Annotated in this window: 19 protein-coding genes; 1 reads left to right on the top strand and 18 read right to left on the bottom strand. The window is 32.3% G+C overall.

Going from position 1 to position 22,025, the window contains the following annotated elements; all coding sequences use genetic code 11:
• Positions 1-57 precede the first annotated feature (57 nt).
• From HMPREF0520_RS01260 to HMPREF0520_RS01195, 14 genes are all read right to left on the bottom strand, one after another.
• On the bottom strand, positions 58-1,482 hold the full coding sequence (locus HMPREF0520_RS01260; protein WP_006729090.1) for a C69 family dipeptidase: 1,425 nt from the start codon (positions 1,480-1,482) through the stop codon (positions 58-60).
• A gap of 26 nt (positions 1,483-1,508) precedes the next feature.
• The gene (gene ftsY / locus HMPREF0520_RS01255) at positions 1,509-2,522 is read right to left on the bottom strand and encodes a signal recognition particle-docking protein FtsY (protein WP_006736674.1); all 1,014 of its coding nucleotides are present in this window, start codon (positions 2,520-2,522) and stop codon (positions 1,509-1,511) included.
• 7 nt (positions 2,523-2,529) lie between these two features.
• Positions 2,530-6,087 carry a chromosome segregation protein SMC gene (gene smc / locus HMPREF0520_RS01250; RefSeq protein WP_006729088.1) on the bottom strand — a complete coding sequence of 1,186 codons (3,558 nt, stop codon included), beginning with the start codon at positions 6,085-6,087 and terminating at the stop codon, positions 2,530-2,532.
• Between the two features lie 22 nt (positions 6,088-6,109).
• The gene (gene rnc, locus HMPREF0520_RS01245) at positions 6,110-6,787 is read right to left on the bottom strand and encodes a ribonuclease III (RefSeq protein WP_006729087.1); all 678 of its coding nucleotides are present in this window, start codon (positions 6,785-6,787) and stop codon (positions 6,110-6,112) included.
• A 134-nt stretch (positions 6,788-6,921) separates the two neighbouring features.
• Positions 6,922-8,673, bottom strand: a complete 1,752-nt coding sequence (locus HMPREF0520_RS01240; protein ID WP_006729086.1) for an oligopeptide ABC transporter substrate-binding protein — start codon at positions 8,671-8,673, stop codon at positions 6,922-6,924.
• 454 nt (positions 8,674-9,127) lie between these two features.
• Positions 9,128-10,057, bottom strand: a complete 930-nt coding sequence (locus tag HMPREF0520_RS01235; RefSeq protein ID WP_006729085.1) for an ABC transporter permease — start codon at positions 10,055-10,057, stop codon at positions 9,128-9,130.
• 14 nt (positions 10,058-10,071) lie between these two features.
• On the bottom strand, positions 10,072-11,034 hold the full coding sequence (gene opp4B / locus HMPREF0520_RS01230) for an oligopeptide ABC transporter permease (protein ID WP_006729084.1): 963 nt from the start codon (positions 11,032-11,034) through the stop codon (positions 10,072-10,074).
• 1 nt (position 11,035) lies between these two features.
• Entirely contained in the window at positions 11,036-12,004 is a 969-nt protein-coding gene (locus HMPREF0520_RS01225) for an ATP-binding cassette domain-containing protein (RefSeq protein WP_006729083.1), read from the bottom strand.
• A 9-nt stretch (positions 12,005-12,013) separates the two neighbouring features.
• Positions 12,014-13,018, bottom strand: coding sequence for an ABC transporter ATP-binding protein (locus HMPREF0520_RS01220; protein ID WP_006730938.1), 1,005 nt, complete (start codon positions 13,016-13,018; stop codon positions 12,014-12,016).
• A 147-nt stretch (positions 13,019-13,165) separates the two neighbouring features.
• Entirely contained in the window at positions 13,166-13,408 is a 243-nt protein-coding gene (gene acpP / locus HMPREF0520_RS01215) for an acyl carrier protein (protein ID WP_006729081.1), read from the bottom strand.
• A gap of 50 nt (positions 13,409-13,458) precedes the next feature.
• On the bottom strand, positions 13,459-14,460 hold the full coding sequence (gene plsX, locus HMPREF0520_RS01210) for a phosphate acyltransferase PlsX (RefSeq protein ID WP_006729080.1): 1,002 nt from the start codon (positions 14,458-14,460) through the stop codon (positions 13,459-13,461).
• A 20-nt stretch (positions 14,461-14,480) separates the two neighbouring features.
• On the bottom strand, positions 14,481-16,502 hold the full coding sequence (gene recG / locus HMPREF0520_RS01205; protein ID WP_006729079.1) for an ATP-dependent DNA helicase RecG: 2,022 nt from the start codon (positions 16,500-16,502) through the stop codon (positions 14,481-14,483).
• 1 nt (position 16,503) lies between these two features.
• Positions 16,504-18,168 (bottom strand): DAK2 domain-containing protein, encoded by a 1,665-nt coding sequence (locus HMPREF0520_RS01200; protein WP_006729078.1) that lies wholly within the window; start codon positions 18,166-18,168, stop codon positions 16,504-16,506.
• 23 nt (positions 18,169-18,191) lie between these two features.
• On the bottom strand, positions 18,192-18,551 hold the full coding sequence (locus HMPREF0520_RS01195) for an Asp23/Gls24 family envelope stress response protein (protein ID WP_006730927.1): 360 nt from the start codon (positions 18,549-18,551) through the stop codon (positions 18,192-18,194).
• A gap of 175 nt (positions 18,552-18,726) precedes the next feature.
• On the opposite strand from HMPREF0520_RS01195, the gene rpmB reads away from it, so the two are divergent.
• Entirely contained in the window at positions 18,727-18,912 is a 186-nt protein-coding gene (gene rpmB, locus HMPREF0520_RS01190; RefSeq protein WP_006730994.1) for a 50S ribosomal protein L28, read from the top strand.
• A 181-nt stretch (positions 18,913-19,093) separates the two neighbouring features.
• Here rpmB and HMPREF0520_RS01185 read toward each other — a convergent pair whose 3' ends face one another.
• Genes HMPREF0520_RS01185 through HMPREF0520_RS01170 form a run of 4 tightly spaced genes read right to left on the bottom strand, consistent with a single transcriptional unit; the run spans position 19,094 to position 21,968 of the window.
• The gene (locus HMPREF0520_RS01185; RefSeq protein WP_006729075.1) at positions 19,094-19,753 is read right to left on the bottom strand and encodes an amino acid ABC transporter permease; all 660 of its coding nucleotides are present in this window, start codon (positions 19,751-19,753) and stop codon (positions 19,094-19,096) included.
• Between the two features lie 9 nt (positions 19,754-19,762).
• Positions 19,763-20,401 carry an amino acid ABC transporter permease gene (locus tag HMPREF0520_RS01180; protein ID WP_006729074.1) on the bottom strand — a complete coding sequence of 213 codons (639 nt, stop codon included), beginning with the start codon at positions 20,399-20,401 and terminating at the stop codon, positions 19,763-19,765.
• Positions 20,398-21,219: a transporter substrate-binding domain-containing protein gene (locus tag HMPREF0520_RS01175; RefSeq protein WP_006730965.1), complete on the bottom strand. Its 822-nt coding sequence runs from the start codon at positions 21,217-21,219 to the stop codon at positions 20,398-20,400. Before HMPREF0520_RS01175 ends, HMPREF0520_RS01180 begins: the two co-directional genes overlap by 4 nt.
• An 8-nt stretch (positions 21,220-21,227) precedes the next feature.
• Positions 21,228-21,968, bottom strand: a complete 741-nt coding sequence (locus HMPREF0520_RS01170; protein ID WP_006733761.1) for an amino acid ABC transporter ATP-binding protein — start codon at positions 21,966-21,968, stop codon at positions 21,228-21,230.
• Positions 21,969-22,025 lie beyond the last annotated feature (57 nt).

Here is a 22,025-nt window from a genome sequence, read left to right as displayed (position 1 = left end):
ATTAGTATATTATATTAAATAACCAATTGTATGCCAAATAACTATAAATATTTTATATTATAAATTTTTATCCATACTAAATGTTAATTTAGACATCTTAATAGACTCTATAAACATTTTGCCAAAAAGCTCATCAGATAACTTCTTAGTATGCTTGACAGTTTTTTGATTTTCCGATGTTAAATATTCAGTTAACTTAGTACCTGCAAGACCTTCACTATTAGCAATAATTTCTTCTATTCTGCCACGGTAATAACGATTAAGTTCTTCTAAATATTTAATATTAAGTTGCACAAATTGTGGATAATGGCTCTCCACTAAACTGGCTAATGATTTATAGTACCACCAAGCATCATTTTGATTATAAGTTAAACTAGTATTATTAAATGATGCATCAGTGTCACTCATATTAGCAAAAAATGGAATAAATGGTGTAAAAGTAGGTCCACCTATACATAACCACATAATGCCTGCTTTATCAGCATCAACATCATTTCTAATTTGCAAAATATGTGCATTTTGCGTTCTATTTAATCCAATTGGACGATACATATGTTTTTCTTCATCAGTTCCATGACCAAATGGATCATATGGAGTATTTTGATAGTGAGATCCCAAGACAAATTCAATATCTTCTTGTGTAATTAATTTGTTAGCTTTTCTGATGAAAGGCAGATCACCATCTTGAGGATCCTGCTCAATATCTGGATTAAAATATTTTTGCCCATACCATACACGACTAGTATTATAATGTCTGTCTTGCTCAGTGTACGTACCAAATATATGGCGGAAATTCCATCCATGATGATCTGGATTCAAATGATGTGCATCAACAAATTCCCTAATTCCATCACTCCACATAAAATAATCTGCATTTGTAAAATCAACATTTTCAATAGATACTCTATTAGCAGCAATAGCATAACAATCATCAGGAATTCTTTGAGCCACCCAATGATGACCCGTTACAATTTCCATATACCATACTTCATCTTTATCACCAAATAAAACAGAATTACCTGCAGCACTTCCATACTTAGTAATCAATTCACCTAAATATTCAACTCCATTACGAGCTGACTTAATATAAGGTAAAACAACTGTTTGCATACAATCTTCATCTAACCCATCTACTACTAATGGATCAAAAGCTAAAGTTCTTTCATTACCATAAGTTGACTCAGTACAAGACATTGCCACATTGCATTCATTAATTCCGCTTTCATCATAGTAACCTAATTTTTTATAATCAACATTAGGTACAGCTGGCACACGTTGAGCATTTTCTGGTAATTCCATCTGAAAATTATTTAAATAAGATTTAATAATGCGTCCTTTATTATTTTTTTCTGCTTTCTGAATAATAAATTTTTGTGGTGTAATTGGACTATATGTATCGTCATTACGAGCAATCATTGTGGACCCATCTATCGTAGCTTTTTTACCCACTAATATTGTTGTACAAGCACTTAATTTTTTCATCTAAATATTTCCTCCTCAAAGCAACTCTAAATCAACTCATGGAATAACCCAATCGCAAATTTTTCTGCATCAAACTCTGCTAGATCTTCTGCTTTTTCTCCTAAGCCAACTAATTTTACAGGTAATGACATTTCATTTCTAATTGCTAAAACGATTCCACCTTTTGAAGAACCATCTAATTTAGTCAACACTAATCCGGTTAATTTTGTTGTCTTATCAAATTCCTTTGCTTGATTTAAAGCATTTTGTCCAGTAGAACCATCAATAACCAATAATATTTCTTGCGGTTGATCAGGTATTTTGCGATGTATTGTACGATTTATCTTGTCTAATTCATTCATCAAATTAACCTTGTTTTGCAACCTACCAGCAGTATCAACCAATAAATAATCTATATGATTGTTAACAGCACATTCTAACCCCTCATAAACCACTGATGAAGGATCAGCATTAGTATTGCCACTAATCACCTGCACATCTACACGCTGACCCCATGCTTTTAATTGCTCTACAGCACCCGCTCTAAAAGTATCTGCTGCTACTAACATCACAGAATTACCTGCATCTTTTAATTTTTTAGCTAATTTACCAATGGTTGTTGTCTTACCTGCTCCATTTACGCCAACAAATAAGAACACAGCAGGCATATCTCCAGTTTTAAGGATTAGCTTACTATCTTTAGTATTATTTTGTTCATATAATTCGACTAATTTTTCAACAATAACATTTTTTAACAATTTGCTATCTTTAACATTTTTAAGCTTAGCCTCATTTCGTAATTCATCAGTCAGCAGTTCTGCTGTCTCATAGCCCACATCTGCTTCAATTAATAAATCTTCCAAATCATCAAAAAAATCTTCATCAATTGTTCTAAACTGTGCTAAAAATGAATTCAGTTTTTCACCTAAAGAATTACTAGTCTTTTTCAAGCCACGATCATATGTAGCTTGAATATCATTGTCTTTTTTTGTAATTTCTGAATCTTTATTTTCTTCTGTTTTACCCAATAATTTTTCTTTTAACTTATTAAATAATCCCATTACTACCTCACCTATTTTGATCATCAGTTAATGACACTGATAAAACTTGAGAAACACCTGATTCTTGCATGACTACACCATATAAATTATTAACTTTTTTCATCGTACCTCTTCGATGAGTAATGACAATGAATTGTGTTTGTAATTCATATTTATTTAAAAAATCTGCAAAACGAACTACATTGGCTTCATCCAAAGCCGCTTCAACTTCATCTAGAATACAAAAAGGAACAGGACTCACTTCTAACATCGCAAATAATAAAGTTATCGCTGTTAAAGCTCTTTCTCCACCAGATAATAAACTCAAACTTTGTAATTTCTTGCCAGGTGGTTGTGCCACAATCTCGATTCCAGTTTCTAATATATTTTTAGGATCAACCATCATCAACTGAGCATGTCCGCCACCAAACATAATAGGAAATATAGTTTTAAATTTTTGAGCTATTTTTAAGAAAGTATCTTCAAATCGTTTTTTCACTTCATTATCAAGTTTAGACATAGAAACTTCGATATTTTTACGTGCAGATAACAAATCATTTTGTTGCTCAGATAAAAAATCATACCTTGTTTTTACTTCCTGATACTCATCAATAGCATTTAAATTAACAGGACCTATTTCAGCAATAGACATTTTGTGCAATTTTACATCTTTTGCTAAATCTTGCTGCTTTTGCAAGTTATGTTCACCTTCAACCATATCTAAAGCAGCTTCATAACTAATATCATAATCCTGAGATAAAATATCTAATTTATGTCTGATACTATCAGAAAGTTTGGTAATATCAATAGATAATTTTTTGTGATTATCAGCAAGATTTTTTCTTAATTCATAATCTCTAGAAGCCCGCGACTCTAACTGATTTAATTCAGCATCTATCTTACCTAATTGTGTATTTAATTCAGTTAAATCAGCAGTTAATTTTTCTTGACTGGACTTTTTCATCGCAATCTTTTGGTTCAAAGTTTCTTCATTTTGCGTATTATTTTTTTTAGCATCTAAATCATGCATTTTAATTGCTAAAGATTGCAATTGCTTTTCAACTAGCAATGCTTGTTCCTGATTCTGTTTAATCTGTTCTTGTAAGTTAGCACATTTGTTGTTAGCAACAGCTAATTTAGAACTATTGTCAGCTAATTCAGCCTGTAAATGTTGGCGATCATTATCAAATTGCGTTATCTCACGCTTTAATGATTCCATTTTTGACTTCTGACTAACAAGCTTGTCTGCTATAACTTTTTGCAATGTTTCTTGTTCAACCAGCTGGCCTTTGATTTTTTCGATATCACTTTGTTTCTGCTTTTGAGCATTTGTTTGTAACAAAAGTAACTGATTTAATCTATCATTTTCCTTTTTTTGCCCTTGATAGTCTAAATTACTCTTATTAAATTCACTCTCAAGTGTCAATAATTGGCGTTGATATTTTTGAATAGTTATATCAAACTGATGAATCTTATCATTCAATTGGCTTAATTCTTGTCGTAAAGACTTCATCTTTTGCAAATCGACACCAACTTTATCTTCCAATTCTGCAATTTGTAAATTAATTTGCAACGGAGAATTCGTACGTTGATTGCGTATACCACCCGTAATACTACCACCCGGGCTAATGATATCGCCATCTAAAGTAACAATTCGATAATATCCCCCAGTTTTTGATTGCACTTGCAATGCTGTCTGCATATCTTCGACAATAATAACATTACCTAGTAAATAATTTATAACTTCACTAATATCCTTATCAATTGTTGGTGTAACCAGTTCTTCTGCAACACCCAAAACTTTATCCATCGATTTAATAACTCTGAGTGTTGAATCAGGAATCTTATTTTTTCGCAACCCACCTAAAGGTAAAAAAGTTACTCTACCAGCACGATATTTTTTTAATAATTCAACAGCATCTTTAGCACTATTTTTATCAATAGTAACTACACTTTGTACTCCTGAACCCAAAGACGTAATCAATGCAGCTTCCAATTTAGGAGAAAAGTTAAGCAAATCACCTACTACACCTACTGCACCAGCAAATTTATTCATATTATTTAAAATAAATTTAACTCCTGTATAGTAACCATCATGACGTTGTTGTAATTTCTTTAACCCGTCAATTTGTGCTTGCTTTTGCGATAAGATGTTCTGAAGATGATTGATTTGCTCCTGAAGTTTTTGTCCATGTTGGGAAATAAGGTTATATTCTTTAGTTTTCTGATTATTTTTAGCGGCTAATTCTTCATGTTGCTGCATTAAATTTTTCTTATCTTGTAATAATTGGTGTAATTTTACTGAACTTTGCTGAACTTGCTCAGACAATGAAACTACTTGACTATCTTCAGCTCTAGTTAATCTTTGTATCTCATTTTTTAAAAACACCTGCTGATTATTGTTAGTAGTCTGATCTTGCAAAGTCTGAATATAGTCAGATCGAACCAGCTCCAAATTGCGATTCAATTCGTTAGGAGTTATATTTAATTTTGAGCCTAATTTTTTCTTAAAATCTGCTAACTGTTGAGCATTATTAGTAACTTGAGCTAAATCATTTTGCTGACTAATTACAATTTGCTGTAATTTATTTTTTCTAACAATTAATTCTTGGTGTTGTTGCTCAAATTCTTTAGCAGTCGCAGCATCATATTCAAAACTTTGCTTTTGTATTTGCAATTCAGTACTTAATTGAGCTATCTCCTGTGTAATATGTAGTAAAGCACTCTGATGATCATCTTTTTGTTCATGTAATAATTTAGATTTTTTCTTTTTAGCTTCTAAATCCTTTTGAGATCTACTTACTTCTTCATCTATACGATCTAAATTTGTTTTACTATCAGATAATTTGCTACCTATTTCTTTTTTTTCTAACACCAGTGATTCAATTTCTAATGCAAGTAATTGTTTCAACTTTCGATCAAGTTGTTTCTTTTCAAATTTATATTGCTTAGCTAATGAACTTTCTTCAGATAATGGCTCGACTCTCGCTTTTAGCTCCTTAACCAAATCATTAATTCTAATCAAATTGTTATTAGTTTCATCTAATTTTTTTAAAGCAACTAATTTTTGTTGCTTAAAATGCAAAACACCAGCTGCTTCTTCAAAAATATATCTTCTATCTTCTGCCTGAGAATTTAAAATTTGATCAACTTTACCTTGCGAAATAATGGCCAAACTATTTTGTGATAATCCAGAGTCAACAAATAAAGTTCTGATATCTTTCAAACGAACTGACTGATTATTAATAAAATATTCACTATCACCTGATCTCAAAATACGACGCATTATTGCTACTTTATCAGAATCAAGATGTAATTGTCGATCGTGATTGTCAAAAATAAGACAAACTTCAGCTTTATTCAATGGTCCTCTAAATTCACTACCAGCAAAAATAATATCACGCATATTTTCACCACGTAATGCTTTGGCAGAGTTTTCTCCCATTACCCATCTAATTGCTTCGGTAACATTGCTTTTACCACTACCATTGGGGCCAACTATCCCTGTGATTCCCTTATTAAAATTAATCGTTGTTTTATCTGCAAATGATTTAAAACCATTTAAGACTAATTGTTTTAATGGCACAATTTCACCTTTTCTTACAAATCTAAATATTTTTCAAAGCAACAGAAGCTGCAACTTGTTCAGCGGCTTTTTTACTACGTCCAATACCTTGCGAAATATTCTCACCAGCTACTATAAGCTGAACCGTAAATCGGGGCTGTGCTTCATCTGAATCAATCACTTTATACTGAATATCAATTGCTCCATTAACTTGTAATTTTTCTTGTAATTCAGTTTTATAATCTCGAGATGAATCAAAATCACCCTCGGCAATTAAAGGATAAACAGTTAAATGTAAAAAGTGTTGTACTGCAGGCATGCCTTGATCTAAAAATAAAGCACCATTAAATGCTTCAAAAACATCTTCTAATAAAGTATGTCTAGTACGTGAACCAGATTTCTCTTCGCCCTTGCCTAATTTTACTTCTCTAGAAAAACCACACTCAGTAGCAAATTGTGAAAAACCCTCCGTACGTACAATATTGGAACGCATTCTTGTTAATTCTCCCTCATTCATATTAGGAAAATGTCTATATAAATAATCCGATATCGCTAATTCAAGTACTGCATCACCCAAAAATTCTAATTTTTCATAATTTTTACATCCTTGATGTTCGTTAGAATAAGATGAATGTGTCAGTGCCTGCTCCAAAAGTTGTTCATTATTAAATTTTATTTGATATTTTTCTTGCAATTCATTTTTAAAAGATTCTGAAACCATGAATTATTCCTTCCTATAACTAACTAATTATACCTATTTTTTAAAGCAAATAAAAGGTTCACTAAAGCAAATAAAAAAGTTTGATCACTATATAGAAATCAAACTTTTTATTAACAAATTTATTTTTAGGTAAACTATTTAATAAATCCACAATTCATCCAGAATTTACAACTAGCTGAAGGACTTGCATCGTATCCACTAATCTTAGAGTTGACTGCAGTAATAGACCAATTGTTAGCTACTGGTAATACATATAATTCATCAGCCATGTATTTTTGCCATTCATGGAATTTAGCTATACGATATTTCTTATTGAATGCCTTAGTAGAATCAATAGCTTTAAGTAACTCTGAGTTCTTCTTAGTTACAAATCTTGTGAAGTTGTAAGGTGCTTTTTCATTATACAAGTCATTTGGTGAAGGTTCACTAGATAAGCCCCATGCAGCCATAAACATATCAACACTAGGATCATCGTGCATAACTTTGTCATAGAATGAGTTCATTTCCATTAAACGACCGCCAGCCAATTTAACGTTCAATCCAAGCTTATGCCATTGTTTCAAGTAGTTTTGAATAATAGGTTCCTGAATTGCAGAACCAGACATTGCGGCAAAGTGAATTACTAATGGCTTGCCATTAGGTTGTACACGCCATTTACCTTTCTTCTTGTATCCTGCATCATCCAAAAGCTTGTTAGCCTTCTTGAAATCTTGAGTATATGGCTTAACTGATCCATTATAGAATGCACCAAATTGCTTAGGTATCAATGTTGGAATTTGGAAAGTTAATCCATTAGTATATCTCTTATAAACTGGTGCAATATTCATACCATAAGCAATGGCTTGACGAAGTGCTTTATTATTCATCTTAGCCTTAGGGTTCATTATGTTCTTACCCTTCTTGGCACTCCATTTACCTACTTTAAATCCAACATAAGAATAACCTAATCCAACGTTTCCTACAAAGTTTACTCCCTTAGTATTCTTTACTTCTTTCCATTGAGAATTACGAACACCAATGATGTCAAACTTGTGTGACTTAAGAGCTTGTGAAGAGTTATTAGGGTTAAGCACTTGGATTACAACTTTGTCAAAGTTAGGCTTACCACGCCAGTAATATGGATTTCTAACAAATGTAGCAGATTGTCCACGTACTATCTTACTAAACTTATAAGGTCCAAAGAAAATAGGATTCTTTCTGATTTTATCACTTTCCTTAAGTTTCTTAAATGGAACATCCTTTAAATAATGATATGGTACAGCACTTTCCCATATAAATCCATTACCTGATTGACGCATACCAGGTTTCATTTCTTTATAATGTAAAACTACTGTCAAGCCTTTTTCACCATCAGGCATTTCAATACCTGAAATAGTCTTAGCTTTACCATCATGATATTCTGATAATCCCTTAAGAGCTTGTAAAGATTCAGTATATCTAGATGTTTGTGTATCTTTGTTTGCAATAATTTCATAAGCATATTCATAGTCTTTAGCACATACTTGCTTACCGTCAGACCACTTAACACCCTTTTTAATTTTAACTGTAACAGTCTTTTTCTTTACATCCATTTTAATGGTTGCAGGACCTTCGTCATTATATCCATATGAGTCATCAAAATCAAACAAGGATTCATTTGCAGGACTCATAACATCAGAATCATCTTGAGTATCTGCAAGTTCATTTGAGAAGACTCCAGTAAATGGTGTATTGGTAGTTAATGCCCGACGCAATGTTCCACCTTTTTTAACTTCTTTCTTAGGAACAGCACTCTTAAATGCCTTAGTAGAAACATTGGCATTATCAGACTTGCCGCCACACGCAGTCATTGTTAAAGCCACACCAGATAACAGTGCTAAGCTACTTAATAATCTAAATTTTTTCATAAATTATTTACCCCCAATAGATATTTTCGTAGTTATTAATTAGATGATAACATCTACTACTTAACCTTGCAATATTTTTTTGTAAATTTTTTATATTTTATTTAATTTTTGTTAAATTGTCTTATAGCAATTTAACTTAAATATTGCTATACATGTATCTAATTTTAAGCAACTAACGAGATTCGCATCTGATTTGCACATTAAACTTTTTCATAATTTATCATACTTAATTGGCACAAATAGTACTTACTATTTGTTATATAATCTTTTATGAACAAATTAATTTATCATATTTTTTATTTTTTTACTTTGTTGCAGTACGATTTAAAAATCTTATCTTATAATCATCTTTTTTAAGTAGTTATCCATAAAATGAAATTACTTATTATTAACACCATATTCAATTTAATTGAGCATAAAAAAAGAAGGAAAATACACATTTTCCTTCTTTTGCTTAATTTTCACGTTGACGTGCATCTCCTGCTCTTTGCAATGCTCGACCAACATAATTAAATGATAATGATAATGCTAATAAAACCACAGTGGCAGGCATCCATAACCATAATCGGGTCGTAACATTAACTGGATCCTGAGCAAATCCAATTAAAGTACCCAAAGATGGTGTAGAATTAGGCAATCCATATCCAATAAATGATAATGCAGTTTCAATACCAATATTACCAGCTACTCCCAAAACAACATCAATAATAATCATTGAGCTAATATTAGGCAAAACTTCACGAAACATAATCTGCCAATCACTTGAACCTGAAGTTTTAGAAGCAAGGACATATTCACGACCACTTTGAGATAAGACAAAACTTCTATAGTACCTAGTAGTTCCAGTCCAACCAAAAAGGGAAATCAATGCTACTAAAATTACTGAGTTATAATTAGGAATTACACTAACTAAAACAATGATAATTGGTAATTGTGGCAAAATTTGAATAAAATCAATAATACGCATAATTATAGCATCAATAAAACCGCCATAATATCCTGAAATAACACCAACTACTAATCCAATTACTTCTGTAATAAAAGTAACTGATAAACCAATCATGATGGAATTTCTACCACCTACTATAAGTAGGTTTAAAATATCTCTACCACCATCATCAGTACCTAATATATGTCCCATCTGACCCCAAGAATAAAATGCATCCGCAATATTAGTATCAGTAACATCAACATGTAATACACTAAAAGCAAATGAGCCAATAAAAGTCGTGGCAAAAATTAACGCAATTACCAAAAATGCTAACAATGAAATTTTATCTTTAATTATTTCTCTAGCAACAACCTTTATAGCGGAAGGTGGTAAGTCTGGCGTTGAATTATTAGCAGTTGCTTGAACATCAGCTTTTTTCTTCTTACTAAACATTTATATCAACCTCCCTACTTAATTCTAATACGTGGATCAACAATACTCATAATGATGTCTGATAATAAATTACCAACTAAAGTTAAAACACCAAAAAGTAAAATTAAAGCAGTCAAAGTCGTATAATCACGTTGCGAAATAGAATCCAAGAACAACTTACCCATACCAGGATATGAGAAGATTGTTTCTAAAATTACTGATCCAGCAAGTAACCCTGTAATAGTATTACCCATAAAAGCTGCAATTGGCAACAAGGAGTTACGCAAAATATGTTTGTTAAAAACAACTTTTTCTGGAACACCCTTACTACGTGCAGTTCTAACATAATCTTCAACCTTATTATCAACAATACCAGTTCTCAAATATTGAACAGTACCAGTAGTAGATAAAATAGCACATAACATAGCTGGTAATATCAAATGATAAAATCTACTCCAAATGTATGCAAATACACTAGAATCACAATCTGTACCAACAGAACCTGCTATTGGGAACCAACCCAGCGTAAAACCAAATAACCATAATCCCAAAATTAACGACACAAATCCTGGAATTGCAAAAGTAATATAGTTAAAAATCTGAATAGATTGATCTTGCCATTCATCTTGATGGTGACCAGCAATAATTCCTAGCGGTATCGAAATAGAGTAAGATAAAATAACAGTAACAATTGATAACCAGAAAGTATTAACAGCACGATCCCAAATAAGTGAAGTAACAGCAACATGTTGAATATATGATGTACCAAAGTCGCCATGCATAACATTACCTAACCATCTACAATACTGTATCCATGGGGCATCATTTAATCCCAATTCTTGTTTCAAATGTGCTATTGTCTTAGGGTCTTGGTTAGGATTTATCTGCCCAGAAAATGGATCACCGGGCATCATCTTAGCTAAAACGAAAACCAATAAACTCAATACGATCAATTGTGGGATCATAATCAAAATACGTCGTAAAACCGTCTTCCACATATTACTTTTCCCCCTCTAATTCGCTATTAATAGCATCTTTAGGTAATGCAACGAAGTGACGATCGGATATTTGTTGTAATGGATATACACGACCATCCTTGTCATACCATTTATCACGATTATCCTGAAATTCTTTTTCAACCTTTTGACGCATTCTCTTATGTTCTTCACGACGATTAACATCAACAATTGGAATAGCAGACAACAATCTCTTGGTATATATATGCTGCGGATTATTATAAATATCAGCACTCTTTCCAATTTCAACAAATCGACCACGATGCATAATAGCAATATCTTCGGACATATGTTTAACAACACCCAAATCGTGTGAAATAAACAAATAAGCAATATTATACTGTTGTTGAATTTGTTTCATAAAGTTTAATACTTGTGCTTGAACTGATAAATCCAAGGCAGATGTTGGCTCGTCAGCAACAATCAAACGTGGCTTAGTGGCAACTGCTCGTGCAACACCAATTCTTTGTCTTTGACCACCTGAAAATTCATGTGGAAATTTATAAATAGCATCGCTTGGCATACCAACTATATCTAACAATTCCTGAACTCGTTTACGTTCTTCGTCAGTTGTTAAATTTTCAAAATTTCTGATAGGTTCAGCAATTATATCTTCAATTCTTTTTCTAGGATTAAGAGAAGACATAGAATCCTGAAAAATCATCTGAACATCTTTATTATAATTAAGCTTTTTTCTATTTCTAGACTTAGTTATATCTTTGCCTTTATATAAGATTTGACCTTCTGTAGCTGCTTCTACACCAACAATTACTTTACCTATAGTAGACTTTCCTGAACCTGATTCACCAATTAATCCGTATGTTTCACCTTCCTTAATAGATAATGAAACACCGTCTACTGCACGCACATAGTCAGTTATCCTATTCCAAAAACCTGAACGAATAGGATAATGGACCTTTAAATCTTTTATTTGAATAATTTCCTCAGCCATAATTATCTCCTACTTACTTTGATCTTGAAAATGGAAATTCTTCCAACATGTACACCTTACAAAATGTCCTGGTTCAACCTCATGAATTACAGGATTTTCTTCATGTTCGCTTGCAGGAATCCATGGAATTCTAGAAGCAAAGCGATCCCCTTCTCTTGGCATATTTTTAAGAGATGGCACTGTACCTTGGATTACGTGTAACTGTTCTTTTTCATCGTCAGCCTGTGGCATTGAATTAAGAAGTGATCGTGTATATGGATGCAAAGGATGCTCAAAAATAGTTTTAACATCTGCCTTTTCAACTACCTGACCTGCGTACATTACTGCAACCTGATCAGCGGTTTCAGCAACAACACCCAAATCGTGTGTAATTAAAATAATGCCAGCTTGCATTTCCTTTTGAATATCTTTCAACAAATCCAAAATCTGTGCTTGGATAGTAACATCTAAAGCAGTCGTAGGTTCATCAGCAATAATAATTTCTGGCTTACATGCTATAGCAATAGCAATTACTACACGTTGTCTTAAACCACCTGATAGTTCGTGCGGATACATACGATACATCTTCTCAGGTTCAGGCATTCCTACTTGAGTAAATAACTCAATAACCCTTGCATATCGTGCTTTTTCATTTAATTTAGTATGATAATACAGAGTTTCAGCAACCTGATCACCAACTCTCATTAATGGATTCAATGAAGCAAGTGGATCCTGAAAAATCATACCAATATTATTTCCACGAATTTTATTAAATAAACTTTCGTTTAAATCAGATAAATTGAGTTCATTGTACATAATATCGCCAGTTACTCTAGTATTTTTATGATCATACAAACCAATAATACTTGAAGCAATGGTACTTTTACCGCAACCAGACTCTCCAACTATAGCTAATATTTCGTTTCGCTTTAACGTTAGATTTATATCATCGGCTGCATCATAAAACTTACCCTGTAATCTATATGCAGTATGTAAGTGCTCGATGTCTAACAATACATCACGCTGCTTTTCCAAAAGACATTCTCCTCTCAATAAATAGGTATCATATAATTAAAAGTCAATTAGATTTTAAATATTGCTATTATTATATACAAAAGTAAGACTTAAATCAATAACTTAATTAATTATTCTTTAAGTTTGCTAAAATCTTTTAAATTTATTTCAATTTTGCCTTTGATAAATATACTTGACAGCTTCACCAACTGTTTTTAATTTTTCTGCATCTTCATCGGAAATATCAGCACCAAATGCTTCTTCCAAATCCATCACAAATTCAACAAAATCAATCGAGTCAGCATCTAAATCATTCTTAAAATTTAAATTCAGCGTTATATTGCTACGATTAATTTCAAAACGGTCTTCAATAATATTGGCGATTTTATTAAAAATTTCTTCTTCTGACATACTATCCCCTCCATAATAAAATAAAGTTTAATCTATTTATTCTTACAATGCTAGTTATTATTTAAAAAATATTTTTTGAATTCATCAATTAAATGTTCATCTAACATCTTATCGATTTGTAATAAAGTATAATAAACTGGACGTTTATCAGATCTACCATGTGTTTTAACAACCGGTGCGTTTAATCCTATTAAAACAGCACCACCATATCTAGCAACGTCAAAATGTGATTTTAGACTTTGCAAACCATGTTTAGCTAATAAAGCACCTAACTTAACTATAATTCCATTGTTAAGTAAACTTTGTTTCATCTCGTGAACTATAACTTGTGATGTACCTTCAAGTGTTTTAAGAGCAATATTGCCACAAAAACCATCTGTCACAACAATATCTGCCTTATCACTAAACAACTCATTTCCTTCAATATTGCCTACAAAATTTAAATCTTCTTTCAACAATTTTTTATATACTTCTTGATGCAAAGCATCCCCTTTATCAAATTCTGCACCATTATTTAACAAAGCGATTCTAGGGTGAGCAATTTTCCGAATTTTTTCAGCATACAGCTCTGCCATTTTTGCCCATTGTATTAAATATTCAGGCTTACTCTGAGCATTAGCACCAACGTCAATCATATTAAAACCCAATTTATTTGATGAACTAGGTAATGTAGGCATTAATGCTGGACGCTTAACTCCTTTAATCCGACCAATAATAAAAATACCGCATGCCAATAATGCACCTGTATTTCCCATAGAAAATAACGCATCAGCCTGACCATCTTTAACATATTTAGCTGCTACGACCATAGATGAATCGCCTTTTTGCTTAATGGCTTTCACAGGTTCATCACTATCATCTATAACTTCTGTAGTATTAACGATTTCTATTCTTTCACATTTAACACCAATTAAACAATTTTCTATTTTATTTTTATCACCAAATAAAATAAATTTAGTTTGCGGTAATTGTTTAACTAAACTTAGCACTGCCTCCACAATAGCTTGTGGTGCATGTTCACCACCCATTGCATCAATCGCTATTTTTTTCATGTCAACCTCACTTTTATTTATTAATCATCATACTCCATTAATAGTTTCAAGAAATCATATTCTTCACCAACTAACTCAGGATTTTGATGCACTAAAATCTTGCTTTCCTTTTGAGCTGTAGTAAAAATATTATAATTATTAATTATATCTCCTAATTTAAATTGTGGAATACCAGATTGGGCTTGTCCAAAAAGGTCACCTTCACCACGTAATTTTAAGTCTTCACGTGCTAATGCAAAACCATCATCACATGTACTTATAATTTTCAGACGCTTTTTGGCACTATCAGTTTTAGGATCACTAACAAAAATACAATAACTTTGTGTGCTACCACGACCAATTCGACCTCTGAGCTGATGCAATTGACTTAAGCCAAAATGGTCAGCATTAAAAATAATCATCATATTAGCATTAGCAACATCCACACCTACTTCTATTACACTGGTTGTAATCAAAATTTTGATACTTCCATGGATAAAAGCATCCATAATGTCACTTTTTTGACTACTAGCCATTTTTCCATGTAATAAAGCTACTTTATCTGAGCCAAAATATAGAGCCATTTTCTTATACAAAGTTTCTGCATTCTTTAAATGTAACTTATCTGATTCTGCTATTAGTGGAGCTACCACATAAATCTGAAATCCTTGTTCCAATTGCTCATTCATGAGCGTCAATAATTTTCTTAAACTATCAGATGTGATCCAGTAAGATATAACTTTTTTTCGCCCAAGAGGCATCTGATGAATTTCAGAAACACTATTTTCACCATAAACACTAAGAGCCAAAGTTCGCGGAATTGGCGTGGCAGACATTGCCAATATATCCACCATTTTTCCCTTATTTAACAACTGCTTTCTTTGATCGACACCAAATCTATGTTGCTCATCAATAATTACTAATCCTAGTTTTTTAAAAATAACTGGATCTTGAATAATAGCATGTGTACCTATTACTAAGTTGATAATTCCATCTTTCAATTCACGATAGATCTCTTTTTTTTCATTCAACTTAGTGCTACTAGTTAATAATGCACAACGTACACCTAAAGGCTCCAAAATAGCTACAATTTTATTCATATGCTGCTGGGCTAAAATTTCAGTAGGCACCATTAATGCAACTTGATAGCCAGCTGTAATACAGGCAAAAATTGCAAAAACAGCTACGATGGTTTTTCCTGAACCAACATCCCCTTGTAATAAACGATTCATTCGTTTAGCAGAAGCGAGATCAGCCAAAATTTCGTTAATAGCTTGAATTTGATCATCTGATAATTGAAAATTAATAGATTCTTTTAACTCATTAATTGCACTACTATCATATTTTTTAGCAATACCACTATTCTTTTGATCATTTGCATACAATAATTGTGATAATTGCAATTGAAAAACAAAAAACTCCAAAAAAATGGCTGTTCTTTGTGCAACTTTTACTTGCTGAAGATCCTTAGGTTGATGCATTTGAATAATCATTGATTTAACATCTAACAATTTATATTTATCTCGTAAGTATTGCGGTATTACTTCTGGTAATTGAGGAAGATATTTTTCTATAGCCTGGCTAATAAAGCTAACTAATTTTTTTTGCTTAATATGACTATTTAATGAATAAACAGGTTCAAAGCCCTCCTCTCTCAAAACAATCTTATAAGCACTCAAAGTTTGACTAGCTAACACGTATTTACCATAAATAGCGATATCATTGCCTTTTTGTAACTGCTTTTTTAACCATGGTTGATTAAAAAAATTGACCATGATAATATCATGGTCAATTTGCATCTTAAAATTTAGCCTTGTATTATGATAACCATATCTGCTAACTACAACATCAGTCACAATTTTTCCCTTCAGCAAAACCTTTTGACCATCTTTTAACTCATTTAAAGGAAAAGTTTCTAGACTATCATATCTACGCGGAAAATAAAATAGTAAGTCATATATAGTTTTTATTTTTAATTGTGATAAAGCTTCAGCAGTTTTAACACCGACTCCATCTAAATCACTAACAGGGTTTAAAAGTACCTTCAAATTAACTATTCCCATTTTATTCTACAGATACCAAGAAATAATAAACTGGCTGTCCACCATCATGAATTTCAATTTCCAAATCTTCATGGCTTGCTCTCAATTTATCAGCAATTTTCTCAGCCTGTGTTGCATTAGCATCACTACCATACATTAAAGTTACAATTTCACTATCATCATCCAACATATTTTCAATCATTCTAAGGCTAGCAGAAATAATATCAGGATCATCTATTTTGATTTTTCCGTCAATGATACCTAAATAATCGCCTTCCTTAACTTCAATATCATCTATAGTTGTATCACGAATGGCTTTAGTAACTTCACCAGATACTACAGTATCAAGCTCAGAACTCATTGCTGTTACATTTTCTTCTACACTAACTTCAGGATCAAAAGCTAACATCGCAGTTAATCCCTGTGAAATAGTCTTGGTTGGTACTATACCTACAGGAATATTAGCAACTTCTGCAGCTTGTTTTGCAGCCATAATAATATTGCCGTTATTGGGTAAAATTATGGCCTTAGAAGCACCAGATTTATTAATGGCATCTATAATGTCTTGTGTTGAAGGATTCATAGTCTGTCCACCAGAAATAATCCGATTAACACCTTCACTCTTAAAAATATCCCTAATTCCATGACCAGATGCAACTGCAATAACTGCGAAATCTACACTTTCTTCTTGTTCTTTACTATTTTCAACAATTGTTTCGTGCTGAATTCGCATATTATCAATTTTAATTTTACCTAGTTTTCCAAATTGCTTACCATATGCAAAAATTTTAGCAGGATATTCAGTATGAATATGAACCTTAGCAATATCACCATCAGAAACTGCTAATAAAGAATCACCTAGTTCAGACAAGTATGCTCTAAACTCTGCTAAATCAAATTTCTTCTTATCTGCTATAGATGCTGTCAAATCGACCATAATCTCAGTACAATAGCCATTTTTAATATCACCCGTAGATAATTGAACTTGTGCAGATTCAGCTTGATGATGAGTTACATTGATTAACTCATCCATTTCATTTTCACCAAGTTGAAAGGCATCGTTTACTTTTTTACCCATTAAACCTTCAAGAAATCCTTGATAGATAAAAACTAACCCTTGACCTCCAGAGTCAACTACACCAACTTGTTTTAAAACCGGTAACAAATCAGGAGTCGTTTTTAATGCCTCCTTAGCACCGCTTACAATTGCTTTCATAACTGCAATCACATCATTAGTTTCACTTGCTTTGCTTGCACCTTTTTCAGCTGCAACACGTGCTACAGTCAAAATAGTACCTTCTACTGGTTTCATCACTGCTTTATATGCAGTTGCAACACCATTAGAAAAAGCTTGAGATAAGTCTTGAGCAGTTAGTACTTTTTTATTTTCAGTAGCTTTATAGAATCCTCTAAATAATTGAGATGTAATTACTCCTGAATTACCACGAGCTCCCATTAACATTCCTTTAGCAAGACTCTTGGTTAAATCGCCTACACAACTGCTATTATTTTCATTAACGGCTCTTGCACCGCTTTCCATTGTTAAATTCATATTAGTTCCTGTATCACCATCTGGAACAGGAAAAACATTTAATTTGTTAACAAATTCAGCATTTTTTCCCATACGATGCGTGGCCACACGAACCATATCTTTAAAACGCTGACTATCAATATTATTCAATACCACTACTAATCCTCCAGTTAAGCATATTAATCTAAAACTTTTACACCTTGTACCACAACATTGACGGTTTTAGCTTTAATGCCTAAAAGATTTTCAAGATTATATTTAACACTATCCTGAACATTTCTGCTAACTTCAGAAATCTTCAAGCCATAACCTACAATTATGTAAACGTCGACAACAATTTGATTGTCATCTATCTTAACAACAACACCTTTGCGATAATTTTCCTTATTTAAAATCGCAAACGCACCATCTCTTAATGCATTTTTTGATGCCATGCCAACAACTCCATAATTAGTGGTTGCAGCACCACCTACTACAGTAGAAATGACATTACTTGATATATCAACCAAACCATATTTTGTTTTAATTTTAACAGCCATTTTTTTCCTCCATTTCTGAAGAATATATTTACTTAACCATTTTAACATAGCTATAATAGCAGAAAACAATTCTTAAGCAAAAAAAGCAAAAAATAATATCTTAAGTTGCATTTGTTTCACATATATGATAAATTATTAAAGTACTATGACTACATTTAAAGGAGGGTTTAGCACAATGGCAAAAGATATTATTACTGGTTGCAAGACAACATTTGGTAACAAACGCTCAAAGGCTTTGAACGCAGTTAGACGTTCATGGAAGCCAAACCTTCAAAAAGTTCGCATTCTTGTTGATGGTAAGCCTAAGCGTGTATGGGTTTCAGCACGTACTTTGAAGTCCGGTAAGGTTACTCGTGTATAAAACTCAGTTAAACATGATTAACTAAATAAGCAAGTCTAATTTTTAGGCTTGCTTTTTTTATTGTATTCTATATTTTAACTAAAGCAGATAAGAATCTAAAAAATACATTTACCTCAATCCTGTTAGTATCAAAATAGTAAAAAAATACTTCGATAAAATATCGAAGTATTTTTTTGCAAAATTATTTTGCTGAATACTGTTTTTGCAAATGATCAGCTATCAATGATAATGTAAAACATATAATAAAGTACATTAACGCAACTATCACATACATTGGAAGTAAATAAGTCGTATTTTGACTATATATAATTTGAGCATGATACAACAATTCTGGTAGAACTATAATTGTAGCTAATGATGTGTCCTTAATTAAGGATACAAATTGTGATAAGATTGCTGGTATCATAAAATGCAATGCCTGCGGTACCACAACATGATACATTGCTTGAGCATATGTCATACCATTAGATAACGCACCCTCTAATTGCCCTTTATTAACTGCACCAATACCACTACGTACAATTTCTGCTAACATTGCTCCTTCAAAAACAACTAAAGCAATAATTGCGGCACAGGTAACATTAGTTACAATCCCTAATTGTGGTAATCCAAAATATGCGAAGAAAATTATCAAAAGCAAAGGTAAATTTCTTAAAATATCAACAATGAATCCCACAATATGCGAAATCACTTTAATTTTCAAATATCTAACTATGCCTAAAAATAATCCTAAGATAAAACTCAAAATAATAGAAACTATTGATATATATACTGTAACCATCAAACCTTGCAAAAGAAAACGCAGGTTAATCCAAGAATACGCATGAATAAATGTCTCCATATAACCCTCCTAAGCAAGCTTTTCTTCTAAATATCTCATGTAATAACTTAAAGGTAAAGTTAGCACCAAATAAAGTAGACCAACTACAATATAAGTATTAACTGTCTCAAAAGATGCAAGAGAAATAACATCGGCCTGATACATTAAATCAAAACCAGCAACAAATGCCAGCACCGAAGAATTCTTAATCAAACTGATAAATTGATTGCCCAAAGGTGGTATCACAACTTTTAAAGCTTGTGGCAAAACAACATATCGCATAGCTTGAACATAAGACATACCATTAGATCTCGCACCTTCCATTTGACCAATACCAATAGAATTAATACCAGATTTTACTGTTTCAGAAATAAAAGCGGAAGTATATAAGGTTAATGCAATCGTTCCAGCACCAAATCCTGTTAACTTTAAGCCCATTTGCGGAACTACCAGATAAAAAATCATAACGATAATTAGCAATGGTATATTACGAAAAATCTCAACATAAATTCGAGCTATTAAATGCGGTATTCTGCACGGAGAAACCTCTACCAAAGCACAAATAACTCCAATAATCAAACTAAAAAATATAGCAATCAAACTACACATTATAGTTGAACTCAAGCCCTGCATAAATTGAGGCCAATGATTAACTAAAATATTGATCATAGAACTTCAGCCTCCTTAATGTTAAAACCAGGAATTCCATCAAACCATTTAACTAGCAAACGATGATAAGTACCATTCTTTTTAAGTGCTAATAAGGCCTTATTAATATGATCTCTTAACTCAGCTTGACCTTTGTCAACTGCAATACCATATGGTTGATTGGTATAATTTTTACCAATTAAGTGAAAACCAGGATTTTCACTAGCTATACCAGCTAGCAAACAGTTATCAGTAGTCAATGCAACTCCTTGACCAGCTTTTAAAGCGCTAAAAGCTTGACCATAGTCATCATATTCCAAAACTTTTGCCTTAGGAGCAACTTTTTTAATATCAGCTACGGCTGTAGTTCCTTTAACAGCTAGCACTTTTTTATTATTAAGTTGATGAACATCCTTTATTTTTGAATTATTAGGTACCAGTAGGGATGCACCTGCACCAATATAAGGTCTAGCAAAATCAACTTGCTTTTTTCGTTCAGGCGTAATCGTCATCGTAGCCCATATCGCATTGATATTACGATTTTTCAACAATGGTATTCTCGTTTTAGGAGTTGTTTGCACAAATTTAGCCACCGCGTCTTTGCCTAACATTTGCTTGGTAACAGCTTTGGCCATATCTATCTCAAAACCTATTATTTTAGAGCTCTTGATATCCATATAACCAAATAACCTAGTATCTGCCCTAGTACCCCATATCATTGTTCTACTTTGTTTAACTTTTTGATATACATTTACTTTTTTAGCTTGCCCACAACCACCTAAGAAAAGTAACAAAAATAGAATGAAGGGAGCAAGCAAAATTTTATGAATCTTTTTCATTTTTTTACTCACTTCGTTGAAATAACTTTGCTTAAAAATTGACGTGCACGTTCTGTTTCTGGATGATCAAAGAACTTTTCTGGATCTGTATCTTCAAGAACTTGACCATTTTCAAAGAAAATAAGCCTATTAGCTACCTCACGTGCAAATCCCATTTCGTGAGTAATAACTACCATTGTTATTCCTTGTTCAGCAACATATTTCATAACATCTAACACGTCTTGTATCATTTCAGGATCAAGAGCTGAAGTTGGTTCATCAAATAAAATTGCTTTAGGACGCATTGCTAATGATCTTGCAATAGCAACACGTTGTTTTTGTCCACCTGATAAATTTCTTGGATACTGTTGGGCTTTATCTTCTAATCCGACTTTTCTTAATAAATCCATTGCAATTTTTTCATTTTCTGCATCAGATCTTTTTAATACTATTTTAGGTGCTAAAGTGATATTTTCTAAAACAGTATGATTCTCATACAAATTAAAGTGTTGAAAAACCATACCTACATCACGTCTTATTTTATTAATATCAGTATGCTTATCCGCTACATCATACCCATCAACTATCAACTGCCCCGAATCAATTGTTTCAAGACCATTCATAGTTCTTATTAACGTACTTTTACCTGAACCGGATGGACCAATAATTGAAACCACCTGTCCTTCATCAATTGTTAAATTAATATCTTTTAAGGCATGCAACTTTCCGAAATATTTATTAACATGCTTAAACTCAATAATTGACGACATACCCTTGTACCCCTCTCTTTTTTTCTCACGAGTTTTATTATACACGTCTTTAGATAG

The organism is Lactobacillus iners DSM 13335 (assembly GCF_000160875.1).
Lineage (GTDB): Bacteria > Bacillota > Bacilli > Lactobacillales > Lactobacillaceae > Lactobacillus > Lactobacillus iners.
The sequence above is the reverse complement of the archived record's forward strand: the minus strand, read 5'-3'. Positions and strand labels throughout refer to the sequence as shown.